The following is an 18,381-nucleotide window of genomic DNA, read 5'->3' as shown; positions in this document are numbered from 1 at the left end:
CCCGTGGCGGTCCGCGTCGGCTGCCGCGGGTATTTTTGTGAGTATGACCGAGAACAAACGAAGCGACGTCGATCGGCGGACAGACAGGTGGTCGTCGGGACCCATCACGTTCTTTGTAGCGGTCATCATCGTGGCTTTGGGGCTGATCCAACTGGTCTCGACCTTCCATGCCTATGCCATAAATCTTTCCGAGCTCAACGGTCTGCGCAACCAACAGGCCCAGCTTGTCGAGCATAAGCGTGACCTGGAGAACCAGATCCGGCGTTGGGACGACAAGGCCTATGTAACCGCCCAGGCCCGGGATCGGCTGGGATTCGTCTTCCCTGACGAGGAGGCCATCCGGGTCTTGCATCCGGAGGCGGTTACGGGCAGCAAAGACAAGGACGAAGCCGGAAGCAAGGGGGTCAGGGCTCCCAGGAAGAACTCCCTGCCCTGGTATCAGGAGATGGCCTATTCCTTCGCCAAAGCCGATCAGGATCCGGCTGCCAATAGGAGCAAAGGGAGTGCGGGCCAGCATTCTGGCGACGGAACCAGTCAGAAAGGATCCGCCAGTCCGAGCGGATCAGCTAGTCCGAGCGGTTCCAGCAGTCCAGGTGGTTCTGGTGGCCCTTCTCCATCCGATGGCGGGGGAGCGCAGTGAACTCCGAAGGCTCGGATTTTGTCGCCCCAGCGGTTAATGAACATCGCAGCAGCAAAACAATCAGGAAAGATGAGGTCAGGCGTGATCAAGGCCCAGGGACGGCCCCAGCCAGCAGTGGAATCTCAAGCCGCAGACAAGGTCCAGGTCGAGTCCGAGGTTGGGCAGCATGAGGTCGAAGTCTCCAGTCTGGTTAGCGACCGAGGATTGGCAGCGGTCAGAGATCGTGTACAGGAGCTTCTGGCCACTCCGGCTACGCCAGATCAGATAGCCGTCGTGAACCGGCAGCTGGGCCGCTATCCGCGTGGCATGGTGGCCGTGGGCGCCTGTTGCGTCTGTGGCAATCCGCTGGCTGTGGTCACTCGGCCCCAGCTGGAGGATGACACGCCCTTTCCGACCACGTGCTATCTGACCAGTCCTGAAGCCGTCAAGGCCGTCTCACGGTTGGAGGCCGATGGCATCATGGCTGACTGGAATACCGAGTTAGGTTCGAATGCGGATCTGGCCGACTCTTACCGCAGGGCGCATGAACTCTATCTGGCCTTCCGCTCAGCCCTGGCCCAGCGGCTGGGTGACGATGAAGGGCGCATCGCCGGAATCTCGGCCGGTGGCATGCCCAAGCGGGTCAAGTGTCTGCATGCTCTGACCGCCCAGTCCCTGGTTATGGGTCCCGGGATCAATCCCCTGGGCGACCGGGTCCTGGATCTGGTGCGGCCGGTATTCGACCCACAGCTCTGCAGGTGCGCCCAGCCCTGGGCTGAAGCATTCCGGCAAGAGGATCGGCAGGAGAACCGATGAAGGGGGCTTCCATGGATCAGGTAACGGTGGCGGGCGTGGACTGCGGCACCAATTCCATACGTCTGCTGATAGCCCAGGTGGACCGACAGGGACTCCACCCGGTGGCTCCCAGGCTGATGCGGGTTATCCGGCTGGGGGAGGGCGTGGACCGCAACCACCGCTTCTCCAATCAGGCTCTGGAGCGCGCCTTTGAGGCCTGTCGGCTCTTCGCCCGACAGCTGCAGGAGCACCCGGTGAATGGCCTGCGCTTTGTGGCCACATCGGCCACCAGAGATGCCGACAACCGCGAGAGTTTCGAAGAGGGAGTGCGCTCCATCCTAGGGGTCACGCCTGAGGTCATCAGCGGCTCCCAGGAGGCCTCGCTGAGTTTTTTGGGCGCGGTCAGTGTGCTGGAGCAGCGGGGCAGCGCTAATATGCCTCCTGCGCCCTACCTGGTGGTTGACCTGGGTGGTGGCTCCACCGAGCTTGTCCTGGGTGGGGACGGGAGCGATCTGCCTGCGGACCATGTCATGGCTTCCTGCTCCATGAACATCGGCTCCGTGCGGATGACCGAGCGCCATCTGCTGGACGATCCGCCCAGCCGGGAGCAGATCGACCAGGCGCTTGAGGATGTCGACTGCTGGATCGACCGGGCCTTCGACCAGGTTCCTGTAGCCGAGGTCGGCAGTGTGATCGGAGTCTCCGGCACGGTTACCACCATGAGCGCCCTGGCTCTGGGATGCCAGATCTACGATCGCCATGCCGTCGACGGCCAGTCCATTTCGGTTGAAGCGACCCGCCGGGTTGACGATCAGGTGCTGAATATGAGGCGGCAGGAGCGTCGGGAGCTCAAGGCCATCCATCCCGGACGTGTGGATGTGATCGGCGGCGGCGCTCTGATCTGGAGCCGTCTGCTGGAGCGTCTAGGCCAGGCCAGTCCGAGCGCGCTGGCTTCGGGAACCTATGTGGCCAGCGAGCACGGCCTCCTGGATGGCCTGGTCCTGGACTATGGTCGGACCCTCCTGCGCAAATGATATACTAAGGCGTTATGTGTAACGGCCCCGGTGGCGAAATGGTATACGCATCGGACTTAAAATCCGCCGCCTTCACCGGCTTGTGGGTTCGATTCCCACCCGGGGCACCAAGGCATGATCGGCTTGGCGGCAGTGTTGCAACTTGTCACAAGGCCGACGAACCGATACGCTGGTATGCAAGAAAACCAAAGGAGTTGTGATGAGTGACCAATCCATGCCCGAGGTGAACGCCGAATTCGGTGCCTCGCCGACCATAACCTTCCATGGTCCGGCACCCAGCGGGCTGCGCGCCGTGGAACTGGTCGAGGGGGACGGGCCTGTTGTCCGCAAGGGTGATACCGTTACCGTCAACTATCACGGCGTCGTTTGGGGTTCGGATCAGGTCTTCGACTCCAGCTTCCAGCGTCATCAGCCAGCCAGCTTCGGCATTGGCGTGGGGCAGGTCATTCGCGGCTGGGACCAGACGGTGCCCGGCCACAATGTGGGGTCCAGGTTGCTGGTCTCCATTCCGCCGGAGTACGGATACGGCCGTCAGGGGATGCCCCAGGCGGGTATCGGCGGCGACGATACCCTGGTCTTCGTGATCGACATCATATCGACACGGTAGACAAGGGTCTTCAGGCGCCGGTGAGGGCCGGCGCCTTTTTCATACCCTTGACTTTGCAGTTAAGGTCGGGCCACGAGACAAGTGGATCAAACAAGGAGGAATCAGATGGCTGAGGAAAAGACGATTCTGCTGACACAGGCCGCTTATGACAAGCTTAAGGAGGAGCTTGACCATCGTCAGGGCGAGTACCGCGATGAGATTACCGAGCGTATCGCGGCTGCCCGCGCTGAGGGTGATCTGAGCGAAAACGGCGGCTACCAGGCTGCCCGCGAGGAGCAAGGCAAGAATGAGGGGCGGATCAACGAGCTGATCGTCAAGCTGCGCAACGCCAAGATTCTCAAGGCTCCCAAGGCCGGCACGGTGGGCAATGGCTCCCTGGTCACCCTGACCATGGCCGGCAGCGAAATGGTCTATGTATTGGGCTCCAGGGATTTGACCGTGGCCACCGACTACGATGTCATAAGCCCCGAGTCGCCCATCGGAGCAGCCCTCATGGGTGCCAAGAAGGGCCAGACCGTGACCTACAAGGCCCCTAACGGCAAGGATATCTCGGTCACTGTCAAGGATGCCCGGCCCCTCAAGTAGCGGGACGACCCCTCACCGCCCCAGCCCGGCCTGAATGAAGCCGCTCTTCGCCATGGTCGACGAAGGGCGGCTTTGTCTATGAGTAAGTGCTCTGTGTATGATCGGTTGATTCTTAAGGCAGACCGATGTTTTTATTCAAAAGGCACGGGACTGGCGAGCTGCTCAGCGCAAATTGCAGACCACCAGGTAGATGGCCACGATATGGCAGGCGTAGCCGATGACCGTCCCACAGTGGAAGATCTCATGGAAGCCGAAGACCCGCGGCCAGGGGTCCGGTCGGCGCAGGCCGTAGACCACGGCTCCCAGGATGTAGGCCAGGCCGCCGGCCACGATCAGCCAAACCACCGGCGGACCGGCCATGGGGGAGTCCCAGAAGAGCTTCAGGAAGCCCACACCTGAGACTCCGAAGACCACATAGACCAGGGTATACAGCCAGCGGGGAGCCTCTATCCAGAAGACGTGGACGATCATGGCCACTAGGCTTGCCCCCCACATGCCCAGGATGATGATCCGTCTCCAGAATGGGTCAAGCGCGAAGGAGATAGGGGTGTAAGTGCCGGCGATGAGCAGGAAGATATTGACATGGTCCAGTCGGCGCAGCACGTCCGTAGTACCTGGCGTCCAGTCACCCAGATGGTAGAGGGCCGAGTTGCCAAAGAGGGCCAGTGAAGCGACCATGAAGACAGCGCAGGCCAGCTTGAGGCCAGTGCCGTGGGCCAGACAGATCAGCACGATGCCGGCTGCTAGGGCCAGCGGGGCGGCCACGGCGTGGATCCAGCCGCGCAGGAGGGGCTTAGGACGACCATGCACATCCAAACGGACCTTACGCTCGATCTCCATGTCGGGGATGCCCTCAATGCGTGATGCCTTGATCTCGGCCTTAGTCATGATTCGCATAGCCTTGGCTTTGGCCTTGGCGCGCACTGCATCAGCCTTGGCCTGCAGATGGGCCTCGTGGGCCACTTCTGAATCTCGGCGCAGGTAGGTCAGCTCCTGACGACGCTGTTGACGGCGGCGCTCGAGATCGGGATCGACCTCTTCGTCTTCAGGCGGTCTGCCGTCCTCGCTGGTCCTGATTGCCATGGCCCTCCCTTAGCTCCTTGACTGGTCGGGACTTGTTTTGTCCGGCCATCGGGGCGAAATATCCGTGAACAACCCTACCTCAGACCCGTGTATTGGACGCACATGGCATCATCGCCCTTGGCATGACCGGACTGTCTGCTTCTGCAGGTCCTTTGTATGATGGAGGACATGGCTGATTTTTCCGAAATTCTGGCATCGTGCGACGACTGCAATGAGGAGGACCGAGAGTGGCTCCACCATCTGGTGGCCGACTGGCAGGTCATCGCCGATCTGAGCTTTGCTGACCTGCTGCTCCTGCTGCGCACCGGTGAGGGGGAGTTTACTGTGGCCGAGCAGTGCCGACCCTCCACGGTCATGTCTCTGCGCACCGAAGACGTGGTTGGGGAGCAGTTCTCTGCTGATCGTCGCGAGGAGCTGGAGGCGGCCATGCGGTCCAAGGGGGTGCTGCGGTCCACCAAGCTGCGCACCATCGGCCGCGCCACGGTCTGCGACGTTTACGCCCCCATCCGTCACCAGGGCAGAACCCTGGGTCTGGTGGTCAGGGAGACCAATATGGCCACCCGCGAGTCCAATGGCCGCTATGAGAGCGAGAGCATCAACTCGGGCAAGGAGCTCTTCGAGATGATCACCCGCGGTGAGTTTCCCTATGCGGATTCAGTACTCAACCAGCGGCATAACGCCAGGGTGGCTGACGGTTTCTTCGTGCTGACGGCGGGCGGCGTGGTGCGCTATGCCTCGCCTAATGCCATCAGTTGCTTCCGCAGGCTGGGTTCGGTGGAGACCATGATCGGCCAGTATCTGAGCGAGATCGGGACCTCTCTGCTCAAGGAGAATGATCCAGTGCCCGACTCCCTGCCACTGGTCCTGTCGGGCAAGGCGGCCGTGGACTCGGAGCTGGATGCCAACGGGTCGGCCGTCTCCATGCGTTCTCTGCCCCTGTACGGCAAGCAGGGCAGAACGGGTGCCATCGTGCTCTGCCGGGATGTGACGGAGCTGCGCCGCAGGGAGATGGAGCTGCAGACCAAGGATGCGACCATTTCGGAGATTCATCACCGGGTCAAGAACAACCTTCAGGCCGTGTCGGCCCTGCTCCGGCTGCAGGCCAGACGCACCAAGTCCGACGAGGTCCGCAAGGAGCTGGAGGAGGCCCAGCGTCGCGTCCAGACCATTGCTGTAGTTCACGAGGGCCTCAGCCAGACCGCTGACGAGATTGTCGACTTCGACAAGGTGATCGCCAACCTGCTGAAGATGAGCGTGGACTTGGCGACGACCAGCGACCAACATATCACCATCTCATACGTGGGCAAGTTCGGTATGATGCCCGCCCAGGATGCCACGCCCCTGTCTCTGGTGCTGACCGAACTGGTCAACAACGCCGTCGAACATGGCTTTGAGGGGCGTGACGAGGGTCACATCACCATATCGGTGGGCCGTGGCGGCAACAACCTCAATGTGGTGGTCGAGGATGATGGCAACGGCTACAGCACAGAGTCGGATCAGGGCCAGGCTCGTTCCACCGGGTCCGGGCTGGGCACGCAGATCATCAATACCTTTGTTACCAATGACTTCGGCGGCACGGTCAAGTGGGAGCCCCGCAGGGATGGGGGCACCAGAGCGGTCATCAACATCAAGCTGCGCGTGGCTCAGGACGTGTGAGGCTGGGCGATTTTTAACGGAGGACGCCTTTCAGCCAGGGGGTGTTTTTCAGGAAAAGGAAGGGGCGATGGCATTAAGCCATCGCCCCTTCCTTTTTGCAATCTGGAAAGAATCAAAGAATCAGGACTGCATCTGCATGGCCTGGGATCTACGCGCACGCATGGCCCGACGCTTCAGAGCCCTGCGTTCGTCCTCGCTCAGCCCGCCCCAGACGCCATAATCCTGGTTGGTGTCCAGCGCGCACTTTAGACAGGCGTCAATGACCTTGCAGGTCCGGCACACGGCCTTGGCTTCCTCGATTTGCTGATAGGCCGCACCTGTGTTGCCGACTGGGAAGAACAGCTCAGGGTCCTTGTCACGGCAAGCAGCCTTGGCGCGCCAATCAAACGCATTACTCATCTACCTAAGCCTCCAAGAAGTTTTTATCGATAATTTATCACTACCGTATGCAAGATAAGCACGATGAGCGACTTTTTTCAAGGGTCCATTTGTTTTACGGCTAAAGAGAACACCTGTAGTGGAATACCGCTGCCCGCATCCAGGATCAGACACCGTCCAGGAATGGCACTGGTACGGGAGGATAGGGTCGCCAGCCGATCCGCGGGGATGCCAGCTGCCAGATCGGTCCCGCGTTCGCCACAAGGAAACACCAAGCGACGTCTGAAACGTTCTGGTCTTCGCAGTGCGCTAGCTGTATCCACGGCGAGAATCACAGTGGTGTCCTCCTGTTCTAAAGCCTCCTGCAGAAGAGTGGCCAGAGGATCCTGGCAGAGCGGATCCAGCAGATCCTGGGCATCATCAAGAATCCAAACCAGCTCCCGTTCGCCATCCTGACGACTATGAGGCGGTGTTGGCACCGAGCCTGGGAAGTCTCTGCTGCTGTAGTCCTGACCAGTCCGACGCGTAATGCGCAGGTCGAAGTTCGGACTTGGCTGAGCTCCCGGCTTCATCAGGGCGAGCAGGGAACGGGCCAGAAGGGCCAGCAGAGTGCTTTTGCCTCGGCCACGCGGTCCGATCAGGGCTGTATGGCCTTTGAGCGGCAGCCGATAGATGTGGAGCAGGACCCCGTCGTCGATGTGTCCCAGGGGTATCAAGGGCCGTCCCGACCGCCAGAGGACATGTCCGCAGGCCGGATCATGCTCTGGCAGTGGATGGGAGAAGAGCGGCGCTGGCGGTCGGCTGCCGCAGAAGCGATTGGCTTTTATGATCTGTTCCACCAGGGCCTTTGGGTCAGTCGCTGGGCAAGTGCGGAAGGCCTGTAGGCCCTGACCCTGCTCGAGGAAACCCAAACCTGGGCATGCTGGATTGATTGCCGTGGCGCAGGAGGAGCCCAGTAGCTCCCTGGACTGAAGGGGGTCACGTACCCGTAGACAGATGCCGAGGTTCATATTGGCCCGCATCTGAGTACCGACATGCCCCATGGTCTGCTGGGTACAGGCTACCAGGTTCATGCCCAGGGACCTTCCCTGAGAGGCCAGAGAAGTCAGCTTGTCCAGATAGTCAGGCAGGAGCTGACGTAAGGCCTGAAACTCGTCGATGACCACTACTAAGCGTGCCGGTGGATCTGCCATCAGTGAAGTGTCTGCTACTCCTGCTTTGGCAACCAGGCGTTGGCGCCGCTCCAACTCCCGCTGAAGACCGTTCAATGCGCGTACGGCCCGGTCCAGGTCCAGATTGGTCACACAGCCCACGGTATGCGGCAGTCGCGCCAGCAGACTGAATCCGGCACCGCCCTTGAAGTCCAGCAGGACCAGATTGAGCCGATCCGGCGGCTGGCTGGCGGCCAGGGACAAGCACCAGGTCTGCAGAAAGACCGATTTGCCTGATCCTGTGGTACCAGCTACCAGAGCGTGGGGCCCGTCGTGCGGCAAGTCGATGATCAGCGGATTATGGTCAGAGCGGATTCCGATGACTGCTGGTGCCGTCGTCCCTGATGCGGCAAGCCAAGCGTGCACGATGCTCTGCCAGAGCAGACCGTGCGGTCCTGAAGCCCCTGATTCCGACAGCCGGGACTCAAGCTGAGGGCCAGGGTCAGAGGCTAGCTCAGCCAGATCCTGTCGAGCCTTGTCCTCTGTGTTCGTCGATAGGGATGCACTATTGGACACTGTGTCGTATTTCAGTTGTGCGCTGGTAAGGGGAGAGGACGATGGCCGACCATGCGCTCGCAGCAGGCTTAAAAGCACTATGGCTAGAGTTCCCATCAGACTGGGCAGCAGCAGGAGGAGGAGTATCCAGCGGCCCTGGCCGACCACGTACCAGATCATGCCCGCTTGAGCCAAGACTGGAGCTGTCTGTGCAACCAGGGTCAGAATGACTTGGGCTCTGCGCTTATTAGCGGGGCGCAGATGGTCGTTCTTATTTTTCATCGACTTCTTCGAGCCGACTGTCGCTGATGCGGGGAGTGCACTTGCTAGCGAATGGGCCTTGGTCATGTTCTTAGCATGAAAGATCCCGTTGTTGATTGCCAGGGAGAACCTGCAATGTGGTCGAATGTGGATGGGGCTGGCAGGATTCGAGAAGCGTGTGCCTGATGCTGGCTGTTAGATGCCGCCGACAGTGCCTGGGGCGTGACTGCCCTGGATCAGCTGATTGAACAGGTCTGTATTGCGGGCCTGATCCAGCAGAACGGTGGAGCCGACCCGTCTGTTGGGGTAATAGTTGGGGTTGGTCCAATAAAGGCTTCCGGTAATGCCTTTCCCGCCACTGGCGCTGCGGAAGGCCAGTACCATGCGCACCAGGTCTATGGGGTTAGTGCGCTCGTCCACCACGAGGGCATCCAGGCCTGCCGAAAGAACCTTGTTGGCTGCGACAGGGTTGAGCAAGACCGAAGGCTGCAGAGCCTTTGAGGTGATGGCCGATATGGCCTGCCGCTGCCGCTCGGCCCGCCCGAAGTCACCCTTGGGATCCGAGTAGCGCATGCGGGTAAAAGCCAAGGCCATGCCGCCATCGGCCTGATGGCAGCCCTTGGACCAGACCATGCCTGATTTGGGGTCGTTGACGTCCGCGTCATAGCAGAGATTGATGCCACCCATGGCATCGACTACCTTGCTGAGGCCTCCGAAGCGGATCAGAGCCACATGATCGATCTTGTGGCCCGTAATGTCCTCGATCTTGCTGGTCAGAGCCGTATAGCCCGATGTGTATGCAACGGCGTTGATCTTCATGTAGTTCCCGTCCTGTTTGACCAGAGAGTCGCGGGGAACTGAAATCAAGGAAGCAGCTCCATGCCGGGGCTTGGTCAGCACCAGGATGGTGTCGGTCCGGAAACCGGTGATGCTGGTGTCTTGGCCGGCTCCTGGGGAGCCGTCACGCTGGTCTGATCCCAGCAGAAGCCAGGTGGTTGCTCCAGAACCCGGGGTGTCCGTCAGCATTTTCTCGCGGGTGAGTTTGGCATTGATCCAGAACCAGCCGCAGCCCGCCAGTACGAATAGGGCCAGCAGGATGACCAGCAGCAGTATGGCTATGAACCTACGTAGCGGATGCTTGCGGGTCAGGGCGGTACTGGTCCGCAGGCGCCGGTTGCCTTGATTGCCGCTGGTGCTCCAGTCGTTTGTGCGGGGAGCAGTGGGGACAGCTGGCCTGGGCGTGGTCCGTGAGGAGCCGCTGGTGCGCCTGGCTGTCCGAGTTGTGTTAGCCCGCGTCGGTTGATTCACGCTCCTTGAGGAGGGCGAGAAGCTGGGTGGCTCCTGCTTTCTGCGGCTGTGCCTGGCGGATTTGGCGGGAGCGTTGGGGGCGGCTTCGGGATGGCGATGCCTGGAGGGCATGAAACTAGGTGGCTCCTGCTCTTGTCCGCCTTGGTCTGAACCAGTCCGCATGCCTTCATCCTCCATAGCTTTGACCAACTAGGCAAGCAATAGCATGTTTGAACGACCTAATGGGGTTAATCGGCTATCTCTGCGCCGGAACCGCACAGACCGTGGCGAAAAGGTAGCGGTCTGCCATGCCTATGTACTGTCCGGTTTGCGCGTCTTTGATGGTACCGTCGTTCGGATCCACGATGCCGCCTGTACTCGGATCGATCAAGGTCTTGTCGGGCATGGTGATCAGTCCTGTGCTCGGATCCGGCCCGGGCTGAGCGGATGCAGATGCAGAGGGGGCCTGGCTGCTGGTCCCTGTGCCCGAGCTCTTGCTCTGGGTCTGAACGTCACCCTGCGTGCTTTGCGCCTTCTGCTCGCTGTTGGTCTGATTGTCCGACGAGGAGGTCGAGCCAGCATCCTCATTGGCCTGGGTCAACGGCTCGCCTTTGCGCAGCAGGTCCCATATGGTTTCGGCCTGGTCGGTCCATACCACCCGGTAGCGGTCCAGGGGCCATTCCTTGACAGGTATGGTCCGGGCGTAGATATGGGCGGTGTCTATATGCTTGAGCGAGTTGCCCAGGCCCAGTAGGGTTTGGAAGCTGCCCAGCCCCTCGCTCAGCTGCAGGGTGGAGATGGACGTGGTGGCCAGACGGTAGGCCTTGGGCAGGTCTGAATAAATATCAACGGTCTTGGCCTCGTTGACAAGGCTCTTGATCAGGTACTGCTGGCGGGTGGTGCGCATGATGTCCGATCCGTCGGCGCTGGTTCCGTGGCGCATACGGGCGTACTCGGTGGCCTGGGTCCCGTCCAGATGGTGCAGACCGCGTTTCAGATCGATGCCGGTGTAGCTGTCCCGCGTGTCCTTAGGGATGCACACGTCGACCCCGCCTAGAGCGTCGATGATGGACTTGAGGCCGTTGAAGTCGGCCACCACGAACTGCTGGATGTCCAGGCCGGTCAGGGAGCGGACTGCAGCCAGGGAGCAGCTGGCGGCTGAAGTTACGTCGCCGCCTTGGTTGTAGCCCTCAGCGAAAATTGAGTTGAACATGACCTGACGTCGGGCTGGGATGGTCTTGCCCTTGCTGGTGGTGCAGGCTGGCGCGTCTACGATGGAATCCCTGGGAATGGAGACCACGTTCACATAGGAGCGATCGGCGGCGATCTGGACCACCATGGCCGTGTCCGACTGGTGGTTTTCCTCCAGGCCGTCCCCGCTGCCGCCCACGTCCGCATTGCCCTTGCCTTCGCGGGTATCCTGACCCAGCACTAGGACGTTCAGGGTTTTGCCCTTGTAGATGTCTTCCGGATCCTTGTGCGCTTGGGTCAGGGGATTGACGGGCTTGAGCACGTGCATGTGCCCGTTGATGTCTGTCCAGAAGGCCGCCGCCATCGAGGTCATAAAGCATAGAACGAAAGTCAGGGCCAGGCAAATGCCGGTGCGAAGGCGGTGGCTGCTACGGAACCCGCCGCTGTGCCGGGGCTTGCTGTTCCTGCCCGCCTTGATGTTGGGCAGACCCATCTTTCTGGTTGGGGACGTCAATGGTATGCCTTCCTCATCGGCTGTCGCTGTAGCGTCATTCCGGCGGGAAGAACCGGGATGGCGATGACGCGTGCGTGAACCAGTCATAGTATAGTCTGACCCCCATCCGGAGCTCCTCCTTGGGCGATACATATCCGTTAAGAGGCGTTATGGGTTGACAGACGACCCCCGCAGCGACTGTAATAAAAGTGTGTAAACACACTAGGGACTGGGGGGTCGCTATGAGTGGTTTTATAGACACTCGATACAGCAGTACAACTAAAAAAAGGCTGACGCCGCTGATGCAATGGTTCGAAGCCAATATCGGACCATCATGGCGGAGCGAGGCGCTCTGTGCACAGACCGATCCGGAGGCGTTCTTTCCGGGCAAGGGGGGCTCCACTCAGGAGGCTAAACGGGTCTGCGCAGACTGCACCGTCCGTAAGCAATGCCTGGACTGGGCCGTCGAACATGACGAGCGCTTCGGCATCTGGGGCGGCATGAGTGAACGGGAGCGCCGCCGTTACAAGAAAATGATGCGCGCACAGCGTCAAGTCTGAATCGCCGCAGGTGTCTTAGCGGGACATCCGGTGACCTGGTTTGCGTAGACTGGAACGCATGAGTTTCGTCGCGCCTCAAGCCCAGGATGTCCGGCAGGTCCTCTCTTCAGTCATGAACGAATGTTCGCCTGCTGCCAGTCCTCATGTGGAGGATGCCGTGGCTGCGGTGATCACGGTCGAGCATGATCTGACCTACCTGCCGGACACCCTGCGTGCTCTTTTGCGGCAGAGTCTTCTGCCTCGGATCCTGGTCATCGCGGACTGCTCGGGAGCCACTGCCGAGCCTCTCTATGCGCAGTTTCCGGTGGATGGGCCAGCGCGGGTGGAGGTGCAGGTGGTTCGCGCGCGAGGTGCATCCTCTTTCGGCGATGCCCTGGACAAGGCGCTTGGCTACGCCCGTCTGCCTGGCCGGATTCGCGCTCTTTGGCTTCTGCATGATGACAGCCGTCCGCTGGATAGGCATTGTCTGGATAAGCTGGTTGACACCTGGCACAGCAATCCCACTGCCTCCCTGCTGGGCTCCAAGCAGTATGACTGGCAGGGCGAGGGGCTGCGAGACGTGGGTCGGTATGCCTACCATCACGGAACGGTGAGTCTAGTGGTGGACAACGAGCCCGACCAAGAGCAGTATGACGCGCGTCAGGATGTCTTCGCAGTGAGCCTGGCTGGCGCCTTGGTGCCTATGCAGACCATGAAGGACCTGGGTGGACCTGGTGCCTGGGCTGGCACTTTTGGCCAGTCCGATGATCTCTGTCGCCGCATCTGCCTGTCAGGCGGACGGGTGGTGGTGGTACCCAGCGCCCGAATGGCTCATGCCAGCGCCAGAATGAGCGGATTGCGTGATCGGAATGGACGGCCGGTGCAGTCTGATCGCCCCTTAGATGCCTTCATAGGTCCCGTGCTGGCTCGGGAACGCTATCTGCTGACCGATTTTGCCTTGCTCTGGTGGCCGTTGGTCTGGCTCTGGCGGATCCTGGCTGCCTGCTGGTTCATGGCTGTTGATCTTATCGGCAAGCGGCCATACCGAGCCTTCTGCCGTCTATGCGCACCCTGGCGGATCCTGGCTCGCCCTGCAGCCTTGCTGACCATGCGTCGCCGTCTGACTTCTGTCTGCCATGGCGGTCCCCGTCGATTAGACATTCTTCAGGCCAACAGCCAGCAGATTCGGCAGTGGCAGCAGCGCAGAAAGGCCTTCCGCGACCAGCAGGAGCATCCTATGCTCAGCCACCTGGCTCTGGCGCATCTGCGCCAGCAGCTTCTGCGACGCCTGGCATGGGCATCAGGAATGACTCTAGTGGTCTTGGCTGCCTTGGTGGCCACCCACTGGCCTCTGTGCCGAACGGTTTTTTCGGGAGGGGCCATCCATGCGCCCTCGCTGCCGTCGTCTGGAGCTGACTGGTCCCGCCTGCTTGCGGCGGCTACAACCTCCTGGTCCTGGGCCGGCGGCGTGGGGCAGCCCGCAGTTCCTGCCCCCTTCCTCCTGGTGCTCCTGCCTTTCGCTCTGCTGACCGGCGGTCATGTGGCCCAGGCCGTGGCTCTGATGCTCCTGGCTGAGACGGGATTGACTGCTCTGTCTTTCTGGGCCCTGGCCGGCGTAGTGACCAGATCCAACCCCATCCGCGTTCTGCTGGGCTTGCTCTGGGCTTGCCTGGCATTCGCCCTGGGCATTGTGGATGGTCTGCAGCTGCCCATGCTGACGGTCATGGCTTTCATGCCTGCCGCTTTCGCTTTCGTTTTCAAGGCCGTGGGGTTGTACCAGGCCGAGGCTCCTGTGCAACCCAAGGCTTCGGTGCAACAGGCGGCTCTGGCCTCCATCTGCTTCCTGCCGGTCCTGGCAGCCGAACCTCAACTCATGCTGGCCATGATTCCGCTCTTCATCATGGCGATCTGCCTAGTGCCCTCTCATCGGGTCATGCTGCTGCTGATTCCGCTGCCTTCGGCGCTGGCCTTGGCGCCGACCCTGGCCAACTCTTTGCATCATGCAAATCAGGGGCTTTGGAGACAGCTTTTCGCAGACCTTATGATCCCCTCAGCAGACCTGACAGGCCACCCGAGAATCGGGAGCCTGGGGGAGTTGCTGACCCGCCTGCTGGGCCTGGATGTTTCGGCCCTATGGCCTTTCAGGTGGCGATCTGAGCTCTGGCGTCCAATCACGCTGGCCTGCTGTCTGCTGGCGGTTGCTTTGCTCGCCTTTATTGCCTTGATTGTGCCTCGGGCGCTCAAGGCTGCCAGGATGCTATGGATCACGATCTTGCTTGGCCTGGTCCTGGCGATTGTCTCGCAGGCGGTCTGCACCGGACTTGATGAGACCGGTCCGGTGGCCGGTTCGGTCCTTCCTGGCATGATGATGGCGTTCATGGGGCTGCTGGTTTGTTTGGGCCTCTTGGCTGGCAGGGCAGTCCGTCCCTTCTCGCCTCTTGCTCCCGGACATGATCAGGCTAAAGATGATGCTGATCGTCCGCCTCTGCCTTCTGCGCAGTCAGTGAATTCGGTGGCTGTGGTCGATGGTGGCGGACGGGTTCCGAGGCTCTTGCTGGGCTTGGTACTGGCTCTGGCTACTGCAGGTGTGGCAGTGGCCGGTCTGGTGGCGCCTGTCGGAGGACCCCTGTCTGCTGATGGACGGCAGCTTCCGGCAGTAGCAGTGGATTATATGGACAAGGATCCGTCCCATCGGGTGCTGGTGCTGACCTCGCCCTCCCACGGCCGCGTGGCCTACACCGGTCTGCACACCTCTCGAGGAGAACTGATCGATGCCTCGCCTGCCCTTCGTGTTCAGAGGGTGAATGGCAGGCAGATGGCAGGCGAGGAGGTCCTTTCGCGTTCGGCGGCGGCTCTGATGGCCAATGCCGACTCCAAAGCCGTAGCCGCTGTGACCGACCTGGGCTTCGGTGGCATCTACGTGCCCGCTGACCGTTCTGGAGCCGCGGGCCTGGGGCCCACGCCCAACGATGACCTGGTATCCAACATCACCGCCAGCGATGGTGCCCAGCAGGTGATGGCCAACGCCCAGGGAACCTATTTCCGTTTGAGTTCGCAGTCCGGCAAGAACGTGGGCGTTGACATGGCTGGTGTCCGTCGGGCAGAAGCCAGCACCTGGAGGAGGGTCTGGCTTTGGACCCTGGGACTGGTACTGCTGGGATACTGCCTGGTTGCCCTGCCTCGACCGGGTTATTTTGGAGGGGATCAACTATGAGTGCACGAAGCAAGAGATCCTTGGCGGCCGCTCTGGTCACAGTGCCCCTGGTGGCGGTCCTGATCGCCGCTCTGCTGGTCTGGACGCCTCCGGCCTCCTTGGCCGATAAGGCCCAGGGTTCGACAGTGGTTGCCAGCCGAGTCAGCCAGCGGGATGTGACGGCCTACTGCCCGGCTCGAATGGCGGTAGCGGACGAGGATAAGGTCGGCGATGACCAGTTCAAAGCATCGGAAGGGGATTTGAGTGCCCGTGTCACAGCCGCCGCCTTCGGATCCATTGGCAGCTCTAGCCTGACTCCACTTGAGGGCGGGCGACGTACCATGGTGACCGATCCTGATCTCTTGGACGGGCAGAAGGCCATGGCCGCTTCGCTCGATCCCGGTGCCTCGGCCGCTGCTTTCGATTCCCGGATGCTCAAATCCCAGCCGGGCACGGGGGCTGCGATCGGTATGGTCTCTTGGGCCACCAAGGGTGATCTGCGAGGGATCCAGGCGCTTGCCTGCCCGCGGGCCGTCATGGACGCGGATTTCCTGCTGCCCGCCACCGGCCGAGGAGCCACCCAGCGGCTGGTGGTCTACAACCCGTCATCCAAGGCCACGGTGATCAGTCTTGATGCCCAGGGCTCGCACTCCTCAGGCAACCTGTCTCTGGAGACTGGAAAGACCATGACCGTGGCACCCGGTAGTCATGCCTCATACGACCTATCTGCGGCGGCTCCTGACCAGCAGGCCATATACGTCCGGGCTCGCAGCTCCCAGGCTCCGGTGGCCATGTCGGTCTCTGTCAATGTCATGGCTGGACTTGATCCACGCGGGTCGGATCAGGTGGTTGCCTTGGCGGCTCCCGGCCGTGATCTGGTTATTCCCGGCTTGCGCGGGGCGGACCAGGCTACTCTGCTTCTTCAGAGCACACGGGCCACGACGGTGGACTTGTCCTGGATGGATGAAGGCGGTCAGCAATCCTTGCGGCGGCTGGATCTGCAGGGTTCACGGGCCACGGCGGTGGACCTGGGCGGGGTGCCTGATGGCAAGCTGGCTCTGCATGCGCATGCCGACCAGCCTATCCGGGCAGTCCTGCAGGTGACCGGCCAGGGTAGTCAGGACCGGTCGCAGTCCGACCTGGCCCTGATCCCTGCGGGGACTGCTGCCGCCTCCTCGGCTCTGACCGTATCGCATCCTGCCCAAGCCGCGCTGACCCTTGCCAATCCATCGGCCGATCCGATCAAGGCCGAACTGGTTGGATTCGACGAAAAGGGCAACAAGCTGGGGGAGCGCACGCTGACTGTTGAGGCAGGCCGTGCCCATGAGCTTTCAGCCCACGATCTGGGCGATCAGGTGGCCGCTGTTCGGCTGAATGAGGACTCTGGGCATGACTCCTCCCGGCTGATATGGAACGCGCGCCTGAGCGTGGATGCGGTCAACCAGGCTGGCCTGGCCGGTCTGGCAGTCATGGCTCCTGATGGGCTCATGCCTGTAACCACTCTGATTCGTTCAGGCCCCGACTCCACTGTCCTGCCCTGAGAGCGGGTGCTCAGCGTCCCCACATGGGGTCGATCTCCTCAGGATCGCGCCCATAGAGATCGGCCAGTTGCATGACCAGCTCGTCGCGGATGATCAGCTCCAGCTCCGTGCGGTCTCGGGTCTTGCTTTGGATGGGCAGTCGGTAGAGGACGATTCTGGCGGGAATGCCGCGGCTCGCCGGAAAACTGCGCGAGAAAAGGTCCGATCTGTCCTCCCATGGGGTGGGGTCGGAGGGAGGCACGTCCTCAACAGCGAATTGGACGGGCTTGACCAGTTGGGGCCATCCGGCGCCCAGCCGCCGGATCTGCGCTGCGGTCAGATCGTCGAAGATCCCGCATCTGGTGCGGTACCGGGGCAGGCGGGTGCCGAACGTGGGCCGACGAATCCCGCGGCCATGACTGTCCCGGTAGACGCTGCGGGACCAAGGCGGCTGATCGCTGATCATGACACTCACCATAGCGCCTCAACTCTGAGTCGGTTTTGATTCAGGGTGTCTTGTAGCATGGTGCGATGATTCACAAGCGGATGGGAGCAATCATGGCGGAGGATGGTGCGTTGAACGTGGCCTGGTGGGGCGGCCAAGACATAAGGTCCATCTGCGCACGAACACGAGTGCTGGCCTTTGATCTGGACAATACCCTGGCGCTGTCCAAGACGCGCATGGACCAGATCATGGCCGTCCATTTCGCTGCCCTGACCCGGCTTCGGCCCGTAGCTATCGTATCGGGCGGGCGGTTCAGTCAGTTTCGTGACCAGGTGCTGGATGCCCTGCCTGACGATACTCGTTTCGACCAGCTGCATCTGATGCCCACCAGCGGCACCCGCTACTACCGCTGGCAGGACGGAAGCTGGGATTGCGTTTACGCCCACGACCTGAGCGCTCAGGATCGGCAGGCGGCCGAGGACAGTCTTGAGCGCAGGGCCAAGCAGCTGGGCGACTGGGAGGAGCAGGTCTGGGGGCCGCGCATTGAGGATCGTGGTAGCCAGATAACCTTCTCCGCCTTGGGTCAGCAGGCTCCTGTTCAAGCCAAGGAGGCCTGGGATCCCGATAACAGCCGCAAGGATGCCTTGGCCCGGGCCGTGTCCGCTGACCTGCCCCACCTACAAGTGCGCTCCGGCGGCTCCACCAGCGTGGACATCTCGGCCAAGGGCATCGACAAGGCCTATGCCGTGACTTCCTTGGCAAGGATGCTGGGCGTAGAGGTAGGCGATATCGCCTTCGTGGGCGACCGGATGGATCCGGATGGCAACGATTATCCGGCAGCTCTGGCCGGAGCTATGGCCCTGCGTGTGCATGACCCTGCCGATGCCCTGGATCTGATCCGGGTCATGGAGGCTGATCTGGACTGAATCGGCCTGCAGACGATCCTGTGAACGGTGGTTTGTCCATGCACATGGTCCAGCTCTGTTTGC

The 18,381-nt window shown here is 61.4% G+C and carries 16 protein-coding genes and 1 tRNA gene; 11 read left to right on the top strand and 6 right to left on the bottom strand.

Annotation, left to right across the window (positions count from 1 at the left end):
- Window positions 1-43: 43 nt before the first annotated feature.
- The 6 genes from DKK75_RS04430 (at window position 44) to DKK75_RS04405 (ending at window position 3,640) form a co-directional block, all read left to right on the top strand.
- Window positions 44-640, top strand: coding sequence for an FtsB family cell division protein (locus DKK75_RS04430; RefSeq protein WP_110452219.1), 597 nt, complete (start codon window positions 44-46; stop codon window positions 638-640).
- A 69-nt stretch (window positions 641-709) separates the two neighbouring features.
- A complete protein-coding gene (locus DKK75_RS04425; protein WP_181414447.1) occupies window positions 710-1,435 on the top strand; it encodes a DUF501 domain-containing protein in 726 nt (241 codons plus the stop codon).
- A gap of 11 nt (window positions 1,436-1,446) precedes the next feature.
- Window positions 1,447-2,448, top strand: a complete 1,002-nt coding sequence (locus DKK75_RS04420; RefSeq protein ID WP_181414446.1) for a Ppx/GppA phosphatase family protein — start codon at window positions 1,447-1,449, stop codon at window positions 2,446-2,448.
- Window positions 2,449-2,472: 24 nt separating this feature from the next.
- A tRNA-Leu gene (locus DKK75_RS04415) sits at window positions 2,473-2,558 on the top strand.
- Between the two features lie 89 nt (window positions 2,559-2,647).
- The gene (locus DKK75_RS04410) at window positions 2,648-3,055 is read left to right on the top strand and encodes an FKBP-type peptidyl-prolyl cis-trans isomerase (protein WP_110452217.1); all 408 of its coding nucleotides are present in this window, start codon (window positions 2,648-2,650) and stop codon (window positions 3,053-3,055) included.
- A gap of 105 nt (window positions 3,056-3,160) precedes the next feature.
- Window positions 3,161-3,640 (top strand): GreA/GreB family elongation factor, encoded by a 480-nt coding sequence (locus tag DKK75_RS04405; protein ID WP_110452216.1) that lies wholly within the window; start codon window positions 3,161-3,163, stop codon window positions 3,638-3,640.
- Between the two features lie 162 nt (window positions 3,641-3,802).
- Here DKK75_RS04405 and trhA read toward each other — a convergent pair whose 3' ends face one another.
- Window positions 3,803-4,723: a PAQR family membrane homeostasis protein TrhA gene (trhA, locus tag DKK75_RS04400; protein WP_110452215.1), complete on the bottom strand. Its 921-nt coding sequence runs from the start codon at window positions 4,721-4,723 to the stop codon at window positions 3,803-3,805.
- 168 nt (window positions 4,724-4,891) lie between these two features.
- Here trhA and DKK75_RS04395 point away from each other — a divergent pair, with 168 nt between their 5' ends.
- Window positions 4,892-6,379 (top strand): sensor histidine kinase, encoded by a 1,488-nt coding sequence (locus DKK75_RS04395; RefSeq protein WP_181414445.1) that lies wholly within the window; start codon window positions 4,892-4,894, stop codon window positions 6,377-6,379.
- A gap of 120 nt (window positions 6,380-6,499) precedes the next feature.
- On the opposite strand, the gene DKK75_RS04390 is transcribed toward DKK75_RS04395, so the two are convergent.
- The 4 genes from DKK75_RS04390 to DKK75_RS04375 all read right to left on the bottom strand — a co-directional run bounded on the left by DKK75_RS04390 (window position 6,500) and on the right by DKK75_RS04375 (window position 11,695).
- Entirely contained in the window at window positions 6,500-6,778 is a 279-nt protein-coding gene (locus DKK75_RS04390; protein ID WP_015021978.1) for a WhiB family transcriptional regulator, read from the bottom strand.
- Between the two features lie 77 nt (window positions 6,779-6,855).
- Window positions 6,856-8,745: an FtsK/SpoIIIE domain-containing protein gene (locus tag DKK75_RS04385; RefSeq protein WP_181414444.1), complete on the bottom strand. Its 1,890-nt coding sequence runs from the start codon at window positions 8,743-8,745 to the stop codon at window positions 6,856-6,858.
- A gap of 174 nt (window positions 8,746-8,919) precedes the next feature.
- Window positions 8,920-10,194: an LCP family protein gene (locus DKK75_RS04380; protein WP_258333149.1), complete on the bottom strand. Its 1,275-nt coding sequence runs from the start codon at window positions 10,192-10,194 to the stop codon at window positions 8,920-8,922.
- Window positions 10,195-10,267: 73 nt separating this feature from the next.
- On the bottom strand, window positions 10,268-11,695 hold the full coding sequence (locus DKK75_RS04375) for an LCP family protein (protein WP_258333148.1): 1,428 nt from the start codon (window positions 11,693-11,695) through the stop codon (window positions 10,268-10,270).
- Between the two features lie 302 nt (window positions 11,696-11,997).
- On the opposite strand from DKK75_RS04375, the gene DKK75_RS04370 reads away from it, so the two are divergent.
- From DKK75_RS04370 to DKK75_RS04360, 3 genes are read left to right on the top strand one after another with little or no spacing between them, the layout of a single operon-like run.
- Window positions 11,998-12,255 (top strand): WhiB family transcriptional regulator, encoded by a 258-nt coding sequence (locus DKK75_RS04370; protein WP_110452211.1) that lies wholly within the window; start codon window positions 11,998-12,000, stop codon window positions 12,253-12,255.
- A gap of 58 nt (window positions 12,256-12,313) precedes the next feature.
- The gene (locus DKK75_RS04365) at window positions 12,314-15,448 is read left to right on the top strand and encodes a glycosyltransferase (protein ID WP_110452210.1); all 3,135 of its coding nucleotides are present in this window, start codon (window positions 12,314-12,316) and stop codon (window positions 15,446-15,448) included.
- Window positions 15,445-16,968, top strand: a complete 1,524-nt coding sequence (locus tag DKK75_RS04360) for a DUF5719 family protein (protein WP_110452209.1) — start codon at window positions 15,445-15,447, stop codon at window positions 16,966-16,968. Before DKK75_RS04365 ends, DKK75_RS04360 begins: the two co-directional genes overlap by 4 nt.
- Before the next feature lie 10 nt (window positions 16,969-16,978).
- Here DKK75_RS04360 and DKK75_RS04355 read toward each other — a convergent pair whose 3' ends face one another.
- Entirely contained in the window at window positions 16,979-17,413 is a 435-nt protein-coding gene (locus DKK75_RS04355; protein ID WP_258333147.1) for a metallopeptidase family protein, read from the bottom strand.
- 92 nt (window positions 17,414-17,505) lie between these two features.
- On the opposite strand from DKK75_RS04355, the gene DKK75_RS04350 reads away from it, so the two are divergent.
- Complete coding sequence (locus DKK75_RS04350; RefSeq protein ID WP_110452312.1) at window positions 17,506-18,318, top strand: HAD-IIB family hydrolase; 813 nt, start codon at window positions 17,506-17,508, stop codon at window positions 18,316-18,318.
- Window positions 18,319-18,381 lie beyond the last annotated feature (63 nt).

The sequence above is a fragment of the Bifidobacterium asteroides genome (assembly GCF_003202695.1).
Classification (GTDB): domain Bacteria; phylum Actinomycetota; class Actinomycetes; order Actinomycetales; family Bifidobacteriaceae; genus Bombiscardovia; species Bombiscardovia asteroides_G.
The sequence above is the reverse complement of the archived record's forward strand: the minus strand, read 5'-3'. Positions and strand labels throughout refer to the sequence as shown.

What these genes read in the sequence shown, in the direction of transcription:
- DKK75_RS04430 (WP_110452219.1), top strand. Translation starts at nt 44, where the DNA reads ATGACCGAGAACAAACGAAGCGACGTCGATCGGCGGACAGACAGGTGG.
- DKK75_RS04425 (WP_181414447.1), top strand. Translation starts at nt 710, where the DNA reads ATGAGGTCAGGCGTGATCAAGGCCCAGGGACGGCCCCAGCCAGCAGTG.
- DKK75_RS04420 (WP_181414446.1), top strand. Translation starts at nt 1,447, where the DNA reads ATGGATCAGGTAACGGTGGCGGGCGTGGACTGCGGCACCAATTCCATA.
- DKK75_RS04410 (WP_110452217.1), top strand. Translation starts at nt 2,648, where the DNA reads ATGAGTGACCAATCCATGCCCGAGGTGAACGCCGAATTCGGTGCCTCG.
- DKK75_RS04405 (WP_110452216.1), top strand. Translation starts at nt 3,161, where the DNA reads ATGGCTGAGGAAAAGACGATTCTGCTGACACAGGCCGCTTATGACAAG.
- trhA (WP_110452215.1), bottom strand. Translation starts at nt 4,723, where the DNA reads ATGGCAATCAGGACCAGCGAGGACGGCAGACCGCCTGAAGACGAAGAG.
- DKK75_RS04395 (WP_181414445.1), top strand. Translation starts at nt 4,892, where the DNA reads ATGGCTGATTTTTCCGAAATTCTGGCATCGTGCGACGACTGCAATGAG.
- DKK75_RS04390 (WP_015021978.1), bottom strand. Translation starts at nt 6,778, where the DNA reads ATGAGTAATGCGTTTGATTGGCGCGCCAAGGCTGCTTGCCGTGACAAG.
- DKK75_RS04385 (WP_181414444.1), bottom strand. Translation starts at nt 8,745, where the DNA reads ATGAAAAATAAGAACGACCATCTGCGCCCCGCTAATAAGCGCAGAGCC.
- DKK75_RS04380 (WP_258333149.1), bottom strand. Translation starts at nt 10,194, where the DNA reads ATGCGGACTGGTTCAGACCAAGGCGGACAAGAGCAGGAGCCACCTAGT.
- DKK75_RS04375 (WP_258333148.1), bottom strand. Translation starts at nt 11,695, where the DNA reads ATGGGTCTGCCCAACATCAAGGCGGGCAGGAACAGCAAGCCCCGGCAC.
- DKK75_RS04370 (WP_110452211.1), top strand. Translation starts at nt 11,998, where the DNA reads ATGCAATGGTTCGAAGCCAATATCGGACCATCATGGCGGAGCGAGGCG.
- DKK75_RS04365 (WP_110452210.1), top strand. Translation starts at nt 12,314, where the DNA reads ATGAGTTTCGTCGCGCCTCAAGCCCAGGATGTCCGGCAGGTCCTCTCT.
- DKK75_RS04360 (WP_110452209.1), top strand. Translation starts at nt 15,445, where the DNA reads ATGAGTGCACGAAGCAAGAGATCCTTGGCGGCCGCTCTGGTCACAGTG.
- DKK75_RS04355 (WP_258333147.1), bottom strand. Translation starts at nt 17,413, where the DNA reads ATGATCAGCGATCAGCCGCCTTGGTCCCGCAGCGTCTACCGGGACAGT.
- DKK75_RS04350 (WP_110452312.1), top strand. Translation starts at nt 17,506, where the DNA reads ATGGCGGAGGATGGTGCGTTGAACGTGGCCTGGTGGGGCGGCCAAGAC.